The organism is Phenylobacterium aquaticum, from assembly GCF_022695515.1.
In the GTDB taxonomy this organism is placed as follows: Bacteria; Pseudomonadota; Alphaproteobacteria; order Caulobacterales; family Caulobacteraceae; genus Phenylobacterium; species Phenylobacterium aquaticum.
This window is the reverse complement of record NZ_JALDPT010000046.1, coordinates 1-15,603: the sequence shown is the minus strand read 5'-3', so window position 1 is coordinate 15,603 and position 15,603 is coordinate 1. Positions and strand designations below refer to the sequence as shown.

Annotated in this window: 12 protein-coding genes and 1 riboswitch; of the genes, 8 read left to right on the top strand and 4 right to left on the bottom strand. The window is 70.7% G+C overall.

Annotation, left to right across the window (positions count from 1 at the left end):
- The first annotated feature begins 154 nt into the window (after window positions 1-154).
- The 6 genes from MQH10_RS23300 (at window position 155) to MQH10_RS23275 (ending at window position 8,521) form a co-directional block, all read left to right on the top strand.
- Window positions 155-781 (top strand): TetR/AcrR family transcriptional regulator C-terminal domain-containing protein, encoded by a 627-nt coding sequence (locus tag MQH10_RS23300; protein WP_242566376.1) that lies wholly within the window; start codon window positions 155-157, stop codon window positions 779-781.
- Between the two features lie 123 nt (window positions 782-904).
- Entirely contained in the window at window positions 905-2,788 is a 1,884-nt protein-coding gene (gene acs, locus MQH10_RS23295; protein ID WP_242566388.1) for an acetate--CoA ligase, read from the top strand.
- Window positions 2,788-3,399 (top strand): SRPBCC family protein, encoded by a 612-nt coding sequence (locus MQH10_RS23290; protein WP_242566375.1) that lies wholly within the window; start codon window positions 2,788-2,790, stop codon window positions 3,397-3,399. The genes acs and MQH10_RS23290 overlap by 1 nt, the downstream gene beginning before the upstream one ends.
- Window positions 3,400-3,409: 10 nt before the next feature.
- The gene (locus tag MQH10_RS23285) at window positions 3,410-4,390 is read left to right on the top strand and encodes a small ribosomal subunit Rsm22 family protein (protein WP_242566374.1); all 981 of its coding nucleotides are present in this window, start codon (window positions 3,410-3,412) and stop codon (window positions 4,388-4,390) included.
- A gap of 251 nt (window positions 4,391-4,641) precedes the next feature.
- Window positions 4,642-5,625 (top strand): NADP-dependent oxidoreductase, encoded by a 984-nt coding sequence (locus MQH10_RS23280; protein ID WP_242566373.1) that lies wholly within the window; start codon window positions 4,642-4,644, stop codon window positions 5,623-5,625.
- 85 nt (window positions 5,626-5,710) lie between these two features.
- Window positions 5,711-8,521, top strand: coding sequence for a M16 family metallopeptidase (locus MQH10_RS23275; RefSeq protein ID WP_242566372.1), 2,811 nt, complete (start codon window positions 5,711-5,713; stop codon window positions 8,519-8,521).
- A gap of 163 nt (window positions 8,522-8,684) precedes the next feature.
- Here MQH10_RS23275 and purH read toward each other — a convergent pair whose 3' ends face one another.
- From purH to MQH10_RS23255, 4 genes are all read right to left on the bottom strand, one after another.
- Window positions 8,685-10,277, bottom strand: a complete 1,593-nt coding sequence (gene purH, locus MQH10_RS23270; RefSeq protein WP_242566371.1) for a bifunctional phosphoribosylaminoimidazolecarboxamide formyltransferase/IMP cyclohydrolase — start codon at window positions 10,275-10,277, stop codon at window positions 8,685-8,687.
- 23 nt (window positions 10,278-10,300) lie between these two features.
- Window positions 10,301-10,381: riboswitch (ZMP/ZTP riboswitch) on the bottom strand.
- Window positions 10,382-10,425: 44 nt separating this feature from the next.
- Window positions 10,426-12,153: a heparinase II/III family protein gene (locus MQH10_RS23265; protein ID WP_242566370.1), complete on the bottom strand. Its 1,728-nt coding sequence runs from the start codon at window positions 12,151-12,153 to the stop codon at window positions 10,426-10,428.
- Window positions 12,154-12,162: 9 nt separating this feature from the next.
- Window positions 12,163-12,828, bottom strand: coding sequence for a ribulose-phosphate 3-epimerase (rpe, locus tag MQH10_RS23260; RefSeq protein ID WP_242566369.1), 666 nt, complete (start codon window positions 12,826-12,828; stop codon window positions 12,163-12,165).
- A 40-nt stretch (window positions 12,829-12,868) separates the two neighbouring features.
- Window positions 12,869-14,170, bottom strand: a complete 1,302-nt coding sequence (locus tag MQH10_RS23255) for an RsmB/NOP family class I SAM-dependent RNA methyltransferase (RefSeq protein WP_242566368.1) — start codon at window positions 14,168-14,170, stop codon at window positions 12,869-12,871.
- A 105-nt stretch (window positions 14,171-14,275) separates the two neighbouring features.
- On the opposite strand from MQH10_RS23255, the gene MQH10_RS23250 reads away from it, so the two are divergent.
- Both MQH10_RS23250 and MQH10_RS23245 read left to right on the top strand, forming a co-directional pair.
- The gene (locus tag MQH10_RS23250) at window positions 14,276-14,482 is read left to right on the top strand and encodes a DUF1674 domain-containing protein (RefSeq protein ID WP_242566367.1); all 207 of its coding nucleotides are present in this window, start codon (window positions 14,276-14,278) and stop codon (window positions 14,480-14,482) included.
- 90 nt (window positions 14,483-14,572) lie between these two features.
- Window positions 14,573-15,106, top strand: coding sequence for a hypothetical protein (locus tag MQH10_RS23245; protein ID WP_242566366.1), 534 nt, complete (start codon window positions 14,573-14,575; stop codon window positions 15,104-15,106).
- Window positions 15,107-15,603 lie beyond the last annotated feature (497 nt).

Genomic DNA, 15,603 nt, shown 5'->3' with positions numbered 1-15,603 from the left:
CGGCTGTTTAACGTCGTTAAGCGCACTTTACGACGTTAAATGAGATTTACAACGTTAAAGACATGGCGGAGGAACGGTCATGGCCCTGCCGCTTCGTCCCCCTCGCCCGCCCCGTCCGCCCAGACCGCCGCGTCCCCCGCGCCCGCCCTCCACCATGCGCCGGCCGCAGCTGACCCTGGAAATGGTTCTTGAGGCCGCCGCCCGGGTGCTGGAGGCGGAGGGCTATGAGGGCCTGACCATGCGCGCCGTGGCCGCCGAGCTGCGGGTCCAGGCCCCGGCCCTCTATTGGTACGTGGACTCCAAGGAGGCGCTCGAGGTCGCGCTCTATGAGCACCTGATGGCCGACCTGGCCTTCGACGTGCGCGGCGACGACTGGCGCGAGGACATCCGGCGCATGGCCCAGCAGATGCGCGCCCACCTGCTCAGCCGCCGCGACTTCGGCCGCCTGCGGCCCTCGGGCTTCTTCGTGGGGACCAGCTCCATGGCCCAGACCGAGATCGTGCTGGGCGTGCTGCTGGGCGCGGGCCTGAAGCCGCGCGACGCCTTCTACGCCCTGACCACCGGCTTCAACTATGTGCTGACCTGGTCGATCGGCGAGGCGGACGTCGCCAAGCGCCGCGGCCCGGCGATCAGCGAGGCCGACAAGGCGCTGCTGGCCAGCGGCGCCTATCCGCACTTCATGTCGCTGATGGAGGCCTTCACCGAGCCCGGTGACGTGGACGAGCAGTTCCTGTTCGGCCTCAATTGCCTGATCGCCGGCTTCGAACGGCTGATTCCGTAAGGTCGGCTGTTGCGCCGAAGGCCCTGGTCCGCATAACTCCCGGTCAAAGCGAAAAAGGGAGTGCGTGCGGTGAGCGAGGGTGAGGTTTTCCCGGTTCCCGAGGCCTGGGCGAAGAAGGCCCACATGGACGCGGCGGCCTATGAGGCGGCGATCAAGCGGGTCGAGGAGGACCCCGACGGCTATTGGCGCGACGTCGCCGGCCGGCTGGACTGGATGACCCCCTTCACCCAGGTCAAGGACACCTCCTTCCACAAGCATCCCTTCCACATCCGCTGGTACGCCGACGGGGTGCTGAACGTCTCGGTCAACTGCCTGGACCGCCACATCGCCGAGCGCGGCGACCAGGTGGCGATCATCTGGGAAAGCGATGACGGCGAACTGGTCGAGCGGCTGACCTATCGCCAGCTGCTGGCCGATGTCTGCCGCATGGCCAATGTGCTCAAGGCCAAGGGCGTCAAGAAGGGCGATCGGGTCACCATCTATCTGCCGATGATCCCCCAGGCGGCCGTGGCCATGCTGGCCTGCGCCCGGATCGGCGCCATCCATTCGGTGATCTTCGGCGGCTTCTCGCCCGACTCCATCGCCGGCCGCATCCAGGACTGCGACTCCAAGATCGTCATCACCGCCGACGAAGGCCTGCGCGGCGGCAAGGTCGTGCCGCTGAAGCGCAATGTCGACGAAGCGCTGGAACAGTGTCCGGGCGTGACCGATGTCATCGTGGTCAAGCGCACCCGCGCCGATGTGCCGATGAAGGCCGGGCGCGACGCCTATTATTCCGACCTGAAGCAGACCGTCTCCGACGTCTGCGCGCCGGAGCCGATGAACGCCGAGGACCCGCTGTTCATCCTCTACACCTCCGGCTCGACCGGGAAGCCCAAGGGCGTGCTGCACACCACCGGCGGCTATCTGGTCTGGGCCGCCCACACCCACGAGCTGGTGTTCGACTATCGCCCCGGCGAGGTGTTCTGGTGCACGGCCGATGTGGGCTGGGTCACCGGCCACAGCTATGTCGTCTACGGCCCGCTCGCCAACGCTGCGACCAGCGTCATGTTCGAGGGCGTGCCCAACTATCCGACCAACTCCCGCTTCTGGGAGGTGATCGACAAGCACAAGGTCGAGATCTTCTACACCGCCCCCACCGCTATCCGCGCCCTGATGCGCGACGGCGACGAGCCGGTGACAAAGACTTCGCGCAAATCCCTGCGCCTGCTCGGCACGGTCGGCGAGCCGATCAATCCGGAGGCCTGGCTCTGGTATCACCGCGTGGTCGGCGAAGGCCGCTGCCCGGTGGTCGACACCTATTGGCAGACCGAGACCGGCGCCTGCCTGGCCTCGCCCCTGCCGGGCGCGACCCCGATGAAGCCCGGCTCCTGCGCCAAGCCTCTGCCCGGCGTGAAGTTCGAGCTGGTGGACGCCGAGGGCAAGACCCTGCACGGGGCGACCAGCGGCAATCTGGTGATCACCGACTCCTGGCCGGGCCAGATGCGCACGGTCTATGGCGACCACGAGCGCTTCTTCAACACCTACTTCGCCACCTATGGCGGCAAGTACTTCACCGGCGACGGCTGCCGCCGGGACGAGGACGGCTTCTACTGGATCACCGGCCGGGTGGACGACGTGATCAATGTCTCCGGCCACCGCCTGGGCACCGCCGAGATCGAGAGCGCCCTGGTCGGCAACGAGAACGTCGCCGAGGCCGCGGTCGTGGGCTATCCGCACGATGTGAAGGGCCAGGGGGTCTATTGCTTCGTGACCCTCAAGGCCGACGTGGTCCCCACCGACATCCTGCAGGCCGAGCTCAAGGGCTGGGTCCGCCGGGAGATCGGCCCCTTCGCCGCGCCGGACGTGGTGCAGTTCGCGCCGGGCCTGCCCAAGACCCGCTCCGGCAAGATCATGCGCCGCATCCTGCGCAAGATCGCCGAGAACGACCTCTCCAACCTGGGCGACACCTCGACCCTGGCCGATCCCGGGGTGGTCGATGACCTGGTGAAGAACCGGATCAGCTGATGGCCGCACGGCCGGTCGTCCTGGCCCTCGCCGCCGCGCTCCTGGCGGGCGCGGCGCGCGCGGAGGCGATCTCGACCCTGGAGCCCACGCCTGCCGAGGCCGCCGCCCTGGATCAGGGGCGCGGCTTCGTGGAGGTGACCCCCGACGCCGCCGGCGCCTCGGGCTTCATCCGGGCCGGCATCGACATCCCCGCCCCGCGCGAGGCGGTCTGGCGGGCGCTCACCGATTGCGCGCTGGCGCCCCGCATCGCGGTGGGGCTGAAGTCCTGCCGCGTGCTGCGCCGCGATCCCGAGGGCCGGTGGGACGTGCGCGAGCACGTCTCGCGCCTGATCCCGCTGCTGCCACAGATCCGCACCGAGTTTCGCAGCGACTACGACCCCCTGGACGGCTTCACCTATCGCCGCACCGGCGGCGACATGCAGGTGCTGGAGGGCCGCTGGCGGCTGATCTCCCTGCCAGGCGGCAAGGTCCGGGTGATCTCGGAGGGGCGCGCCCAGGCGCCCTTCGTCACGCCGGGGCCGATGGCCCGCCTGGTCCTGCATCGCGAGGCGGCCATGGCCCTGGCTGCGCTCAAGCGCGAAAGTTTGGCCCTGGCGGCCCAAGGGGGCTAAGTCCCCGCCCATGACCCCGAATCTTCCCGCCCCGCTCCGTCTCGCCGCCGACCGCCTGATGGAGGGCGTGGCCCGCGCCGGCGTCGCCGAGCGCGCCGAGCGCATCTCCCAGGCCTATCGGGCCGGCCGCGGCTCGGCGACCGTGATCAAGGACGCCGACGACGCCCAGGCCTATGTGCTGGCCCGCCTGCCGGCCACCTACGCCGCCTGCGCCCGGGCCTTCGACGAGGCCGCCCGCCTCGCCCCCGACTTCCAGCCCGCCAGCCTGCTCGACGCCGGGGCGGGACCGGGCGGCGCCGGCTGGGCGGCGCTGGAGACCTGGATCAGCCTCGACCGCGCCATCCTGCTGGATTCCAATCGCGCCTTCCTGGCCATGGCCCAGACCCTGGCCGAGGGCGGGCCCGAGCCCCTGGCGCTCGCCGAGCGCCGCATCGCCGACCTGGCCCAGCCCAAGGACTGGCCCACCGCCGACCTCGTGGTCGCCAGCTACGCCCTGGCCGAGATCGCCCCGGCCGCCCAGAGGGTGACGGTTTCCGCCCTCTGGGCCGCCTGCGCCGGCATGCTGATCCTGGTCGAACCCGGCACGCCGGACGGCCATGCCCGCATCCTCGCCGCCCGCGACCTGTTGATCGCTGAGGGCGCCGAAATCCTGGCCCCCTGTCCCCACGCCCAGGCCTGTCCCCTGGTCGCGCCGGACTGGTGCCACTTCGTCCAGCGCCTGCCCCGCAGCCGCGACCACAAGCTCGCCAAGGGCGCCGACAGCCCCTTCGAGGACGAGAAGTTCATCTATCTGGCGGTCGCCCGGCCGCATGTGGCGGCGCAGCCCCGAACCGCCCGGGTCATCGCACCGCCGCGCACGCTCAAGCCCGCCATCACGCTCAAGCTCTGCACGCCGGAAGGCCTGGCCGAGCACCGCGACTTTCCCCGCCGCGACAAGGCGGCCTATGCCGGCGTGCGCCGGCTCGACTGGGGCGACACGCTGGAAAGCTAGGCCGGGAGAACCCTCTCCCCATGTCATGGGGAGAGGGCAGGGTGAGGGGCCCGCCGCGAAGCGGAGGGTCTTTCGGCGTGTCCGATGAAGCGGAGCTTCAGCGAGGGCCCCTCACCCCAACCCTCTCCCCGCGACGCGGGGCGAGGGAGAAGGCCTAGCCAAGGCCGCCAACCCGGACCATGTTGCCGGCCCCGCCCACCCGCATTTCAGGGCGGACCCGATTTCAAAACCAAGACAGGGAGGGCTCACACATGCCCGTCAGCCGTGAAATTCATCTGGTCGAGCGCCCCAAGGCGATGCCGACCCCCGATCAGTTCGCCCTGGTGGAAACCCAGGTCGGCGACGCGCCGGACGGCGGCGTCCTGGTCCAGAACCTCTACATGTCGGTGGACCCGGCCATGCGGCCCCGACTGACCGCCGGCCAGGCCCTGGGCGAGGCCATGATGGGCGGGGCCCTGGGCCGGGTCGTCCAGTCCAAGTCGGACAAGTTCGCGGTCGGCGATCTGGTCTCCAACCGCATGGGCTTCCGCGAATACTTCACGTCGGACGGCCAGGGCCTGACCAAGCTGGCGGCCGACCCCGACCTGTCCCTGACCGTCTACATGCACGCGCTCGGCATGACCGGCTTCACCGCCTATGGCGGCCTCCTGCACATCGGCCAACTGAAGGACGGCGAGCAGGTGTTCGTCTCCACCGCCGCCGGCGCCGTGGGCTCGGTCGCCGCCCAGATCGCCAAGATCAAGGGCTGCTATGTGGTGGGCTCCACCGGCGCGGCCGACAAGGCCGCCTGGCTGAAGGACGAGGTCGGGCTCGACGCCGTCATCAATTACAAGGACGCCCCCATCCGCCAGGCCCTGGAGGCGGCGACGCCCAAGGGGATCGACGTCTATTTCGACAATGTCGGCGGCGACCATCTGGAGGCGGCCCTGCGCCGCATGAACACGCTGGGCCGCATCCCGGTCTGCGGCTTCATCTCCGGGTACAATTCCGGCCACTCCAATGTCTCGAACCTGTCCAACATCATCTATTCGCGGGTGATGCTGCGCGGCTTCGTCGGCACGGACTTCATGCACCTCTATGGGGACTTCCAGCGCGACATGGCCGGCTGGCTGAAGGCCGGCAAGGTCAAGTACCAGGAGACCATCCTGGACGGCATCGCCAATGCCCCCACTGCCCTGATCGGCCTGCTGAACGGGGCCAATTCCGGCAAGATGCTGGTCAAGCTGGCGGACTGAAACCGCCCGTCTGACAAACCCGTAATCTTCCCACAGGGGCGGCTGATGCTAGGGTCGGCCGCCCTGAACTCCGTGGGAAGTCCGCATGCTCCGTCACACCCTTCGCGCCGCCGTCTGCGCGCTTGCCCTCGGCCTCGCGGTCCCGGCGCTCGCCGCCGACAAGGTCCCGCCCATCGCCTTCAGCCAGCGGACCCTGGCCAACGGCCTGACGGTGATCAGCTCGCGCGATCCGACCACGCCCAATGTGACGGTGCAGATGTGGTACGGCGTGGGCTCCAAGGACGACCCGGTCGGCCGCTCGGGCTTCGCCCACCTGTTCGAACACCTGATGTTCAAGGCCACCAAGGACTATCCGGCCGAGAGCGTCGACCGCTTCACCGAGGACGTGGGCGGCATGAACAACGCCTCCACCTTCGACGACTTCACCAACTATTACGAGGTCGCCCCGGCCAACCACCTGGAGCGCCTGCTCTGGATGGAGAGCGAGCGCCTGGGGTCGCTGGTCATCGACGACGGCGCCTTCAAGTCCGAGCGCGACGTGGTCAAGGAGGAGCTGCGCCAGCGGGTCCTGGCCGATCCCTACGGCCGCCTCTTCGCCCTCTATCTCCCCAAGGCCACCTATCAGGTCCATCCCTATAAGCGGCCCGGCATCGGCTCGATCGAGGAGCTGGACGCCGCCACCCTCGACGACGTGCGCGCCTTCCACCACGCCTATTACCGGCCCGACAATGTGGCCCTCGTCGTGGTCGGCAATTTCGATCAGGCCAAGCTCGACGCCTGGGTCGACAAATATCTGGGCCCTCTCACCAATCCCGCCCAGGCCGTGACCCGGGTGAACGCGGTCGAGCCGCCGCGCGCCAAGGCCGGCACCTATACGGGCTACGGCCCCAATGTCCCCCTGCCGGCGGTGGTGCTGACCTGGCTGGGCGCCAAGGCCGCCGACGCCGACGCCCCGGCGCTGAAGGTGCTGGACGCCATACTGTCCTCGGGCAAGTCGTCCAGGCTCTATGACGCTCTGGTCTATGATCAGCAGATCGCCGCCGAGATCTATTCCAACGCCGACCTGCCGCAGCAGCCGGGCTCCTTCATCGTCGGCGCCATCATGGCCAGCGGCCATACGGTCGACCAGGGCGAGGCGGCTCTGCTGGCCCAGGTGAAGCGCCTGCGCGACGCCCCGCCCACCGCCGCCGAGCTGTCCGAGGCCCAGAACGAACTGGTGGCCGGCAAGCTGCGCGAGCGCGAGACCATCAACGGCCGGGGCTTTGCGCTCGGCTATGCCCTGCGCACCGAGGGCGACGCGGCCAAGGCCAATAGCGAACTCCAGGCCCTGCAGGCGGTGACCGCCGCCGACGTCCAACGCGTGGCCCTGAAATATCTCGATCCCGACAAGCGGATGACCATCCGCTACCTCCCCGAAAGCGCCCGGCCCAAGGGCGAACCCGTGGTCGAGGACAAGCCGCCGGTCGTGGCCTCGGTGAAGTATGACGGTCCGGTCAGCACGCTGGCCCCCGAGGGCCAGCGCCAGGCCCCGCCGCCGATCGCCGCCCCGGTCACCCCGGTCCTGCCCAAGCCGGTGGAGAAGACGCTGGCCAACGGCCTGCGGGTGATCGTCGCCAAGTCGTCGGACCTGCCCCTGGTCAGCGCCGACCTGACGGTGAAGGCCGGCGCCTGGGTCGATCCCGCAGGCCTCGCCGGCGCTGCCGGCATGACCGCGGACATGCTCACCGAGGGCACCAAGACCCGCGGCGCCCAGCAGATCGCGCGGGAGACCGAGGCCCTGGGCGCGACCCTGGAGTCTGCCGGCGGTCAGGAGGCCGCGACCGTGGGCCTGAACGTCATGCCCGGCCGCCTGCCCGAGGCCATGGCGATCATGGCCGATGTCGTGCGCAATCCGGCCTTCGCCAAGGAGGAGCTGGAGCGTCAGCGCAGCCAGAGCCTCGATGGCCTGCAGGTCTCGTTCTCGGAGCCCGGCCAGCTGGCCGGCTTCGCCACCGCGCCCGCCCTCTATGCCGGCACCCCTTCGCACGTGGCCGGCGGCACGCCCGCCTCAATCGCCAAGTTCCAGGCCTCGGACCTGGCCAAGATCCATGCGGCCTATTACCGGCCTGACAGCGCCATTCTTGTGCTGACCGGCGACATCACGCCTGAGGCGGGCTTCGCCATGGCGGAAAAGGCGTTCGGGAGCTGGGCGAAGCCCGCGACGCCGGCCCCCGACCAGCCGGCGATCACGCCCAAGGCCGCGCCGCGCGCCATCGTCATCGACCTGCCGGGCACGGGGCAGGCGGCGGTGACCGTCGCCAAGATCGGCATCGCCCGCAGCGACCCGGACTACTATCCCGGCATCGTCGCCAACTCCGTCCTGGGAGGCGGCTATTCCGCCCGCCTGAACGGTGAGATCCGGGTGAAGCGCGGCCTGTCCTACGGGGCCAATTCCTCGCTCTCGGCCCGGCGGACCACCGGCCTGTTCCGCGCCGCCGCCCAGACCAAGAACGTCTCGGCGCCCGAAGTGCTGGACCTGATCACCGCCGAGATGGGCAAGCTGGCCGCCGAGCCGGCGAGCGCCGAGGAGTTGAAGGCCCGCAAGTCAGTGCTGATCGGCGGCTTCGGCCGCAGCCTGGAGAGCACCGACGGCCTGGCCGGGATCCTCGGCAATCTGGCGCTCTACAACCAGCCGCTCAGCGAGCTGAACGCCTATACCGGCAAGGTGGACGCCGTGACCCCAGCCCAGGTCCAGGCCTTCGCCAAGGCCCATCTCGACCCGGCCGGCGTCTCGGTGATCATCGCCGGCGACGCCAAGAGCTTTGTCGATCCGCTGAAGGCCAAGCTGCCGAACCTCGAGGTCATCCCCGCCGCCGATCTCGACCTCGACCAGCCGAGCCTGCGGAAGCCGAAGTAGGGAAGCGCTGCTCCCCCTTTGGAGGAGCTGGCGCAAAGCGCCAGAGGGGGCCGGCCCGTAGGGCCGGTCTCGGTGGAAAGACTGTCTCCGACCCCTTGCGGGGTCGGCCCCCTCCACCGCTACGCGGTCCCCCTCCCCCAGCGGGGGAGCAGCGCTTCTCTTCCTAGTGCCGGAACACCCGCACGCCGGTGAAGACCATGGCCAGGCCGCGTTCGTCGGCGGCGTCGATGACCTTTTGGTCGCCGATCGAGCCGCCCGGCTGGATCACCGCGGTGCAGCCGGCGTCCGCCGCCTGGATCAGGCCGTCGGGGAACGGGAAGAAGGCCTCCGAGGCGCAGGCCGAGCCCTTCAGGTCCAGGCCGAAGTCGGCGGCTCGGAGCGCCGCGATGCGGGCGGAGTCCTTGCGGTTCATCTGGCCCGCGCCGACGCCCAGGGTCTGGCCGGCCTTGGCGTAGACGATGGCGTTCGACTTCACGTGCTTGGCGATGGTGAAGGCGAACAGCATGTCGCGCACCTCCTCGTCGGTGGGCGCGCGCTTGGTGACGACCGTGAGGTCGGCCGGCGTCAGGCGGGCGTTGTCGCGGCTCTGCACCAGGAAACCGCCGGAGACCGACTTGAAGGTGGTCCCGGCCGCCAGCGGGTCGGGCAGCCCGCCGGTGGTCAGCAGGCGCACGTTCTTCTTCTTGGCGAACAGGGCCACGGCGTCGGCGTCGGCGTCGGGGGCGATCACCACCTCGGTGAGCAGCTTGAGGATCTCGGTCGCCGTCGCGGCGTCCAGCTTCTGATTGAGGGCGATGATCCCGCCGAAGGCGCTGGTGGGGTCGCAGGCGAGCGCCCGTTCATAGGCCTCGACCATGGTCTTGCCGGTGGCCACGCCGCAGGGATTGGCGTGCTTGATGATGGCGCAGGCCGGACCCGCCGCCGGATCGAACTCGGCGATCAGCTCGAAGGCCGCGTCGGTGTCGTTGATGTTGTTGTAGCTGAGCTCCTTGCCCTGGAGCTGTTTGGCGGTGGCCACGCCCGGACGCGGATCGGCGAAGCGGTAGAAGCTCGCCGACTGATGCGGGTTCTCGCCATAGCGCATGGTCTGGACCAGGGTCCCGGCGATGGCCCGGCGGCGCGGGGCCTCGTCGCCCAGCTGCGCGGCGAACCAGCCGGAGATGGCGGCGTCGTAAGATGCGGTGCGGGCATAGGCGCGGGCGGCGAGCCGCTTGCGCAGCTCCAGCCCGGTGGTGCCCTGGGTCTTCAGCTCTTCCAGCACTTCTTCCACGTCGGCCAGCTCGGTGCAGACGCAGACATAGCCGTGGTTCTTGGCCGCCGAACGGATCATGGCCGGACCGCCGATGTCGATGTTCTCGATGGCGGTCTCGAAATCGGCGCCGCCTGCGACGGTCTGCTCGAAGGGGTAGAGGTTCACATAGACGAGGTCGATGCCGCCGATGCCGTGGTCGGCCATGGCCTTGGCGTGGTCGGGCGCGTCACGCACGCCCAGCAGGCCGCCGTGAACGATGGGGTGCAGGGTCTTGACCCGACCATCCATCATCTCGGGGAAGCCGGTCAGCTCGGAAATGTCCTTCACCGCCAGGCCGGCGGCGGCGATGGCGGCGCGGGTCCCGCCGGTGGAGACCAGCTCGACCCCGTGGTCGGCCAGCACCTTGGCGGCCTCGATCAGGCCGGTCTTGTCGGAAACCGAGATCAGCGCCCGCTTGAGCGGGGCGCGGTCGGGAGCTTGCGGGAAATCGGGGGCGGCGGGCATGGCGTTCTCCTGTGGAACCAACACGGAAACGCCCAGGCGCGCGGCAAGAGACCCCGCGCTCCCCGGTGGTGTCCCACCTTCAATCGCCAGTTACGCGGATGGCGGGGGTCTAGGCCCGACGGGGCCTAAGGTCAATGCGACGATCGGGTCAGTGGGGCGGCGGCCAGGCCTCGGCGGCGGCGAGCTTCCAGCGCACCCGGGCCCCGGCGTCGAGCCGGGCGTGGCCGCGCAGCACCAGCTGGTGGGCGCGGCGGGGCTGGCCGTCCTGGAAATAGACCGAGGTCTCGACGGCGACCTCCTGGGCGTCGTTGCGCAGCCACCAGCCGGTCTCCTCCCCCTCGGCGCGGAGCAGCACGCTGCGCCCGTCGCGGGCCAGGCTGGCGCGGACATCCGGGTGGATGTGAAACCGCAGGAAGAAGGGGGCGAAGCGACGCGCCCCCGCGGCGGCGGCCGCATCGGTGAGCGGGGTCAGGCGATCCTCGCCGCGCAGCTCGTCGGCGCCCACGTCCAGGAACAGCCTGCGCTCATGGCGCAGGCGGAAGGCCTTGGCCCAGCCGTCGTGCGACAGCTCCAGCCACAGTCCGCCCTCGCCCTCATGACGCCGTGCCTCCACGGCCTCATAGGCGCGCGCCAGGCGCGGCCCCAGCGCGTGGGCGAGGAAGCCGCGCAGGGGATCGCCGCAACTGGCGTCGGCGATCGACAGGGTGGAGGCGCCGTCGGCCAGGCGCAGGCCCTGGGGCGCGGCGGCGATCGGCGACCAGGCGCAGGCGGTGATCATCCGCTTCTTATGGGCCAGGACCTCGATGGCCAGGGGTTGGGCGCAGGCGGTGACGCTCCACGGGCCCTGGGCCGGGGGCGCGGCGTCGGCCACCACCTGCAGGCTCTTGCTCTCCAGCCGGTGATAGCCGTTGCGGCTGGCCGGCAGGCGGCCCTGCTCGTCCTCGCTGGCCCGGGCGGCGGCGACATATTTCCGCTCCAGGGCCTCGCCCCCCTGCAGGGCCGGCAGGCCGCCGTCGGCCAGGGTGAAGAAGCGCACGGCCCCGGCCAGCCGGTCCATGGCCCGCATCATCTCGTCGGGCCCGGCCACTCCGCGCTGCACCAGGGCGTCGTCCAGGGTCTGCAGGTCGAACAACAGCTCCAAAGCCGCGGCCGGACAGCGCGAGGCGTGACCGCCGTCGGGCAGGACGGTGAGCGGCAGGGCCTTTTCCAGCCGCACCAGGCCGCGGTCCATCAGCTGTTCGCCCGCCTCGCCGGCGAGCGCCGCCCCGGCCAGGGCGACGGAGACCGCCCGCTCGGCGGCGTGGACCGGGGGATCGAGCTCGCCCAGCAGGCAGCGGGCCTGGCGCGCGAGATCCAGCGCGATCTGGGCCGTCTCGGCGTCGGAGGCGAGCGCGCAGATCGGATGCGCCGCGCAGGCCAGGTTGAACACCCGCCGCTCCAGCAGCTCGGGGTCCCAGGAGAAGCCGTTCCAGCGGCCGAACACCCGGCTCCAGTCGAGCGCCAGCCTCAGGCCCTCGGCAGCGCCGGCCTGGCCTGTGGCCAGGAGGTCGCCCATCCAGTCCAGGCCGTGCAGGGTCTGGGCGAAGCGCTTGGAGGGGCTGGGCCGGTCCCAGGGGTCGCCGCGCACCCCGGTGTCCAGGGTCACCCCGCCGAACTGGAAGCGGCCGGTCAGGATGCGGCGGCCGTTCTCGAGATCGATGGGCCGGGGGTCACGGGGCGTGGCGGCCAGTCCGTCCGGACGGGGCCGGCTCAGGCGCCAGCGGTGCCAGGGATTGCCGTTCCATTCGCGGATCAGCTGCCGGCGCGCGCCCAGCGCCAGGGCGAGCGTGAAGGTCCCCCCGGGCAGGCGCGTCAGAGCCGGAAGCCCGCCCGCCATGGCCTGGTCCTATCCGCCGCGCAGGGCGGCGATATTGGCGGCGTAGGCGTCCGCCCCGCCCTTGAACACCGCCGTGCCGGCGACCAGGGCCGTGGCCCCGGCTTCAAGGCAGAGCGGCGCGGTCTCCGGCGTCACCCCGCCATCGACCTCCAACGGAATGTCGCGGCCGGTCGCGTCGATCATCTCCCGCAGCCGGGCGATCTTGGCGAGCTGGGAGCGCATGAACTTCTGACCGCCGAAGCCCGGATTGATCGACATGACCAGGATCAGGTCGATCTCGTCCATCATCCACTCGATCACCGAAGGCGAGGTCGAGGGGTTGAACACCACGCCCGCCTTGCAGCCCAGTTCGCGGATGCGCTTCAGGGTGCGGTTCAGGTGCGGGCCGCTCTCGGGGTGGACGCTGATGATGTCGGCGCCGGCCGCGGCGAAGGCCTCCAGGAACGGATCGACCGGGGCGATCATCAGGTGCACGTCCATCGGGATCGAGACGTGGGGCTTCAGGGCCTTCACGATGTCGGGGCCCAGCGTGATGTTCGGCACGAAATGGCCGTCCATGACGTCGATGTGCAGCCAGTCGGCGCCGGCGGCCTGGACGGCGCGGGCTTCCTCGCCCAGGCGCGCGAAATCCGCCGCCAATATGGAGGGCGCGATGATCGGGGTGCGTGCGGTCATATCCTCGGATTAACCGCGCCGCGCGCCCCGGCCAACCCCTCTATTGAGCGGCGCGACCGAAACGGGCGGCATAGAAGCCGTCGCAGCCGCCTGGACGCTGGTGCGGCAGCAGTCTGAGCGCCCCATGGGCGGCGAGGCTGGCCTCCGGCGCGCCGCCTTCGCCGGGCGCGGCCGGCAGGGCGTGGAACTCCGGATGGCGGGCCAGGAAGGCCTCCGTCTGGGCCTCGCCCTCCTCGGGCTCCAGCGAGCAGACGCAATAGACCAGCCGGCCGCCGGGTTTCACATGGGCGGCGGCGGCGTCCAGCATCCGTGACTGCACGGCGGCCAGAGCGGCGATGTCCCCGGGCTTGGCGGCCCAGAGCACGTCGGGATTGCGCCGGAAGGTGCCGGTGGCCGAGCAGGGGGCGTCCAGCAGCACGGCGTCGAAGGTCCGCGGATCGGCCCAGGCGCCGGCGTCGGCGACCACGGTCTCGGCGGATAGCCCCGTGCGCTCCAGGTTTTCCTTCAGCCTTTCCAGCCGGGCGGCCGAGCGGTCGAGCGCGGTGACGGTCGCGCCCGTGGCCGCCAGCTGCAGGGTCTTGCCGCCCGGCGCGGCGCAGAGGTCGAGCACGGTCTCGCCGGGTTGGACGTTCAGCAGCCGCGCGGGGATGGCGGCGCTGGCGTCCTGCACCCACCAGGCGCCGTCATCGAAGCCGGGCCAGGCCGAGACGTCGCCGCGCAGGGCGGTGCGCAGGGTGCCGCCGGGCAGGACCTCGGCCTCCAGGGTTTCGGCCAGGGCGGGATCGGGGGCCTTGAGCGAGAGATCGGTGGCCGGCTCCTGGGCGATCACGGCGGCGATGGCGCGGGCGGTCTCCTCGCCGTGGGCGCTGCGCCAGCGGGCGAACAGCCACGGCGGGGCCAGCGCCTCGGGGTCGCTCATGTCCGGCGGATCGCGGGTGAGGGCGCGCAGCACGGCGTTGACCAGCCCCTTGAACGGCCGGGTCGCGGCCTGGGCGGCGGCCAGGCCGACCGTGGCGTCGACCGCGGCATAGGCCGGGGCGCCCATGGCGAAGGCCTGGGTCGCGCCGAGCCGCAGGATGTTGCGCACCGCCTCGGGCGGCGGCTTGGCCAGCTTGGCGTCGAGCGCCCGGTCGATGGGGCCGAGATGGCGCAGGGTGGCGAGCGTGAGCGCGCGGGCGAAGCCGCGGTCCCGGGGCTCCAGCCCGCGGAAGGCGTTGGCGCTGGAGGCTTCCTCCAGGCCGGTGCGGCGGGCCAGGGCTGCGGTCAGCAGGTCAAGGGCGGCGCGGCGGGCGGCCAGGCCGCGGATCTCGCCGCCGTCGTCTGAGGTGTTGGGATCGGTCACCGGCGCGGCGTGCCCCCTTCGGAGCCCGGGCGCAAGCCCATCGGCGACGATTTCGCGCCGGCCGGGCTTTCCGCGCCCCTGGTCTGGCCGGGCCTGAGGGCCTAAATGACGGCCATGAGCCAGGACCTCCCGCCCAACGCCGCCCCGGACAAGGCGCTCACCCCGGCCGCCCACCGCGCGCTGGAGGAGGCCGAGGCCCGCCGCCAGGCCGAAGCCGCCGCCGCCCCGCCGGCGGAGGAGGGCGGTCCCGCCGGACCCGAGCCGACCCGCTTCGGCGACTGGGAACGCAAGGGCATCGCCGTCGACTTCTGAGGCGAGTGCGCCTCGCCCGTGAGGGGCGAACAGTCGCTCCGATCCCTGACCCCGCCTAGGATTTCGTGAGTTCCGGCGGAGTTCGCGGCCATGTCCCTTTGCAAGTCCCTCCTGGCTCCGGCCCTGGCGGGTTTGGCGCTGATCGTCGCGATCTGGGCGCCGGCGGCCCGGGCCGGCGACCTCTATGTCCCCACCTATGGCTACGCCGCCCAGCACTATGGGACGCCGCGGGCCTGTTGCGGCGCCCCGCCCTGCTGTGTCCGGGCGCAGCCCTATGCGCCCCAGGCCTATGGCTATTATGACGACCGGCGGGCGCCCGCGCCCTGCCGTGACCCCCGCGCCTGCCGGCCCTGCGACTGCGTGGGCGAGATCACCCTCGGTCCCGGCTTCGACTTTGACGGCGGGGTCGGGCCGATCCCGGAAGGCGGCTATGGCGGCGGCGGTTATGCGGTCATGGACGGCGGCGGATTCGCGGGCGGCTCGGCCAGTTCCAGCGCGCGAGCCTCGGCGTCGGCCTACGCCTCGGCCAGCAGCCATGTCAGCGTGCGAATCGGCGGCGGCGGCCACGGCGGCCATGGCGGCGGGCGAACCCCTGGCTGTGGGTGCGGGGGCGGCCACCACTGAGGGTCTTTGTGCGACAATTCGTCCACATATCGGCCGTTTCGCGTTTCGCCTCAGACCTGACCTAGGGTCAAGTCTTCGGTAGGGCCAGAACGCCTGCTCGGCAAAACAGAACGCTGCACTGCGCCGTTCGCTTTATTCTGCAGAGAAATTCGCGATATCGATCGTCACGTCGCGCTTGATCACGTGACAAGCGTTGGTAACTCTGTGGCATATACATAAATCAGACCCGGTAGAACCAAGGTATGGCCTGTCGGATGCTTGGCGAATGCAACGCAAATAGCTGCGACATTTTGCTTCATTAGGTTTCATTTACCACGTGAAAGCTCAGGCTCGCCTCCGAATTCAAATGCGGAGGACGGAAGATGTTCAACCGAAACAGTGGCGTTCTTCTTGTCGGGGCCGCGGCGCTGGCGCTGGCGGCGCCGGGGATCGGCCATGCGGATGCGGCCAAGGACCTGGGCGTGGCGGGCCGCGCGCTCACCTTCCTGGAGAACGGA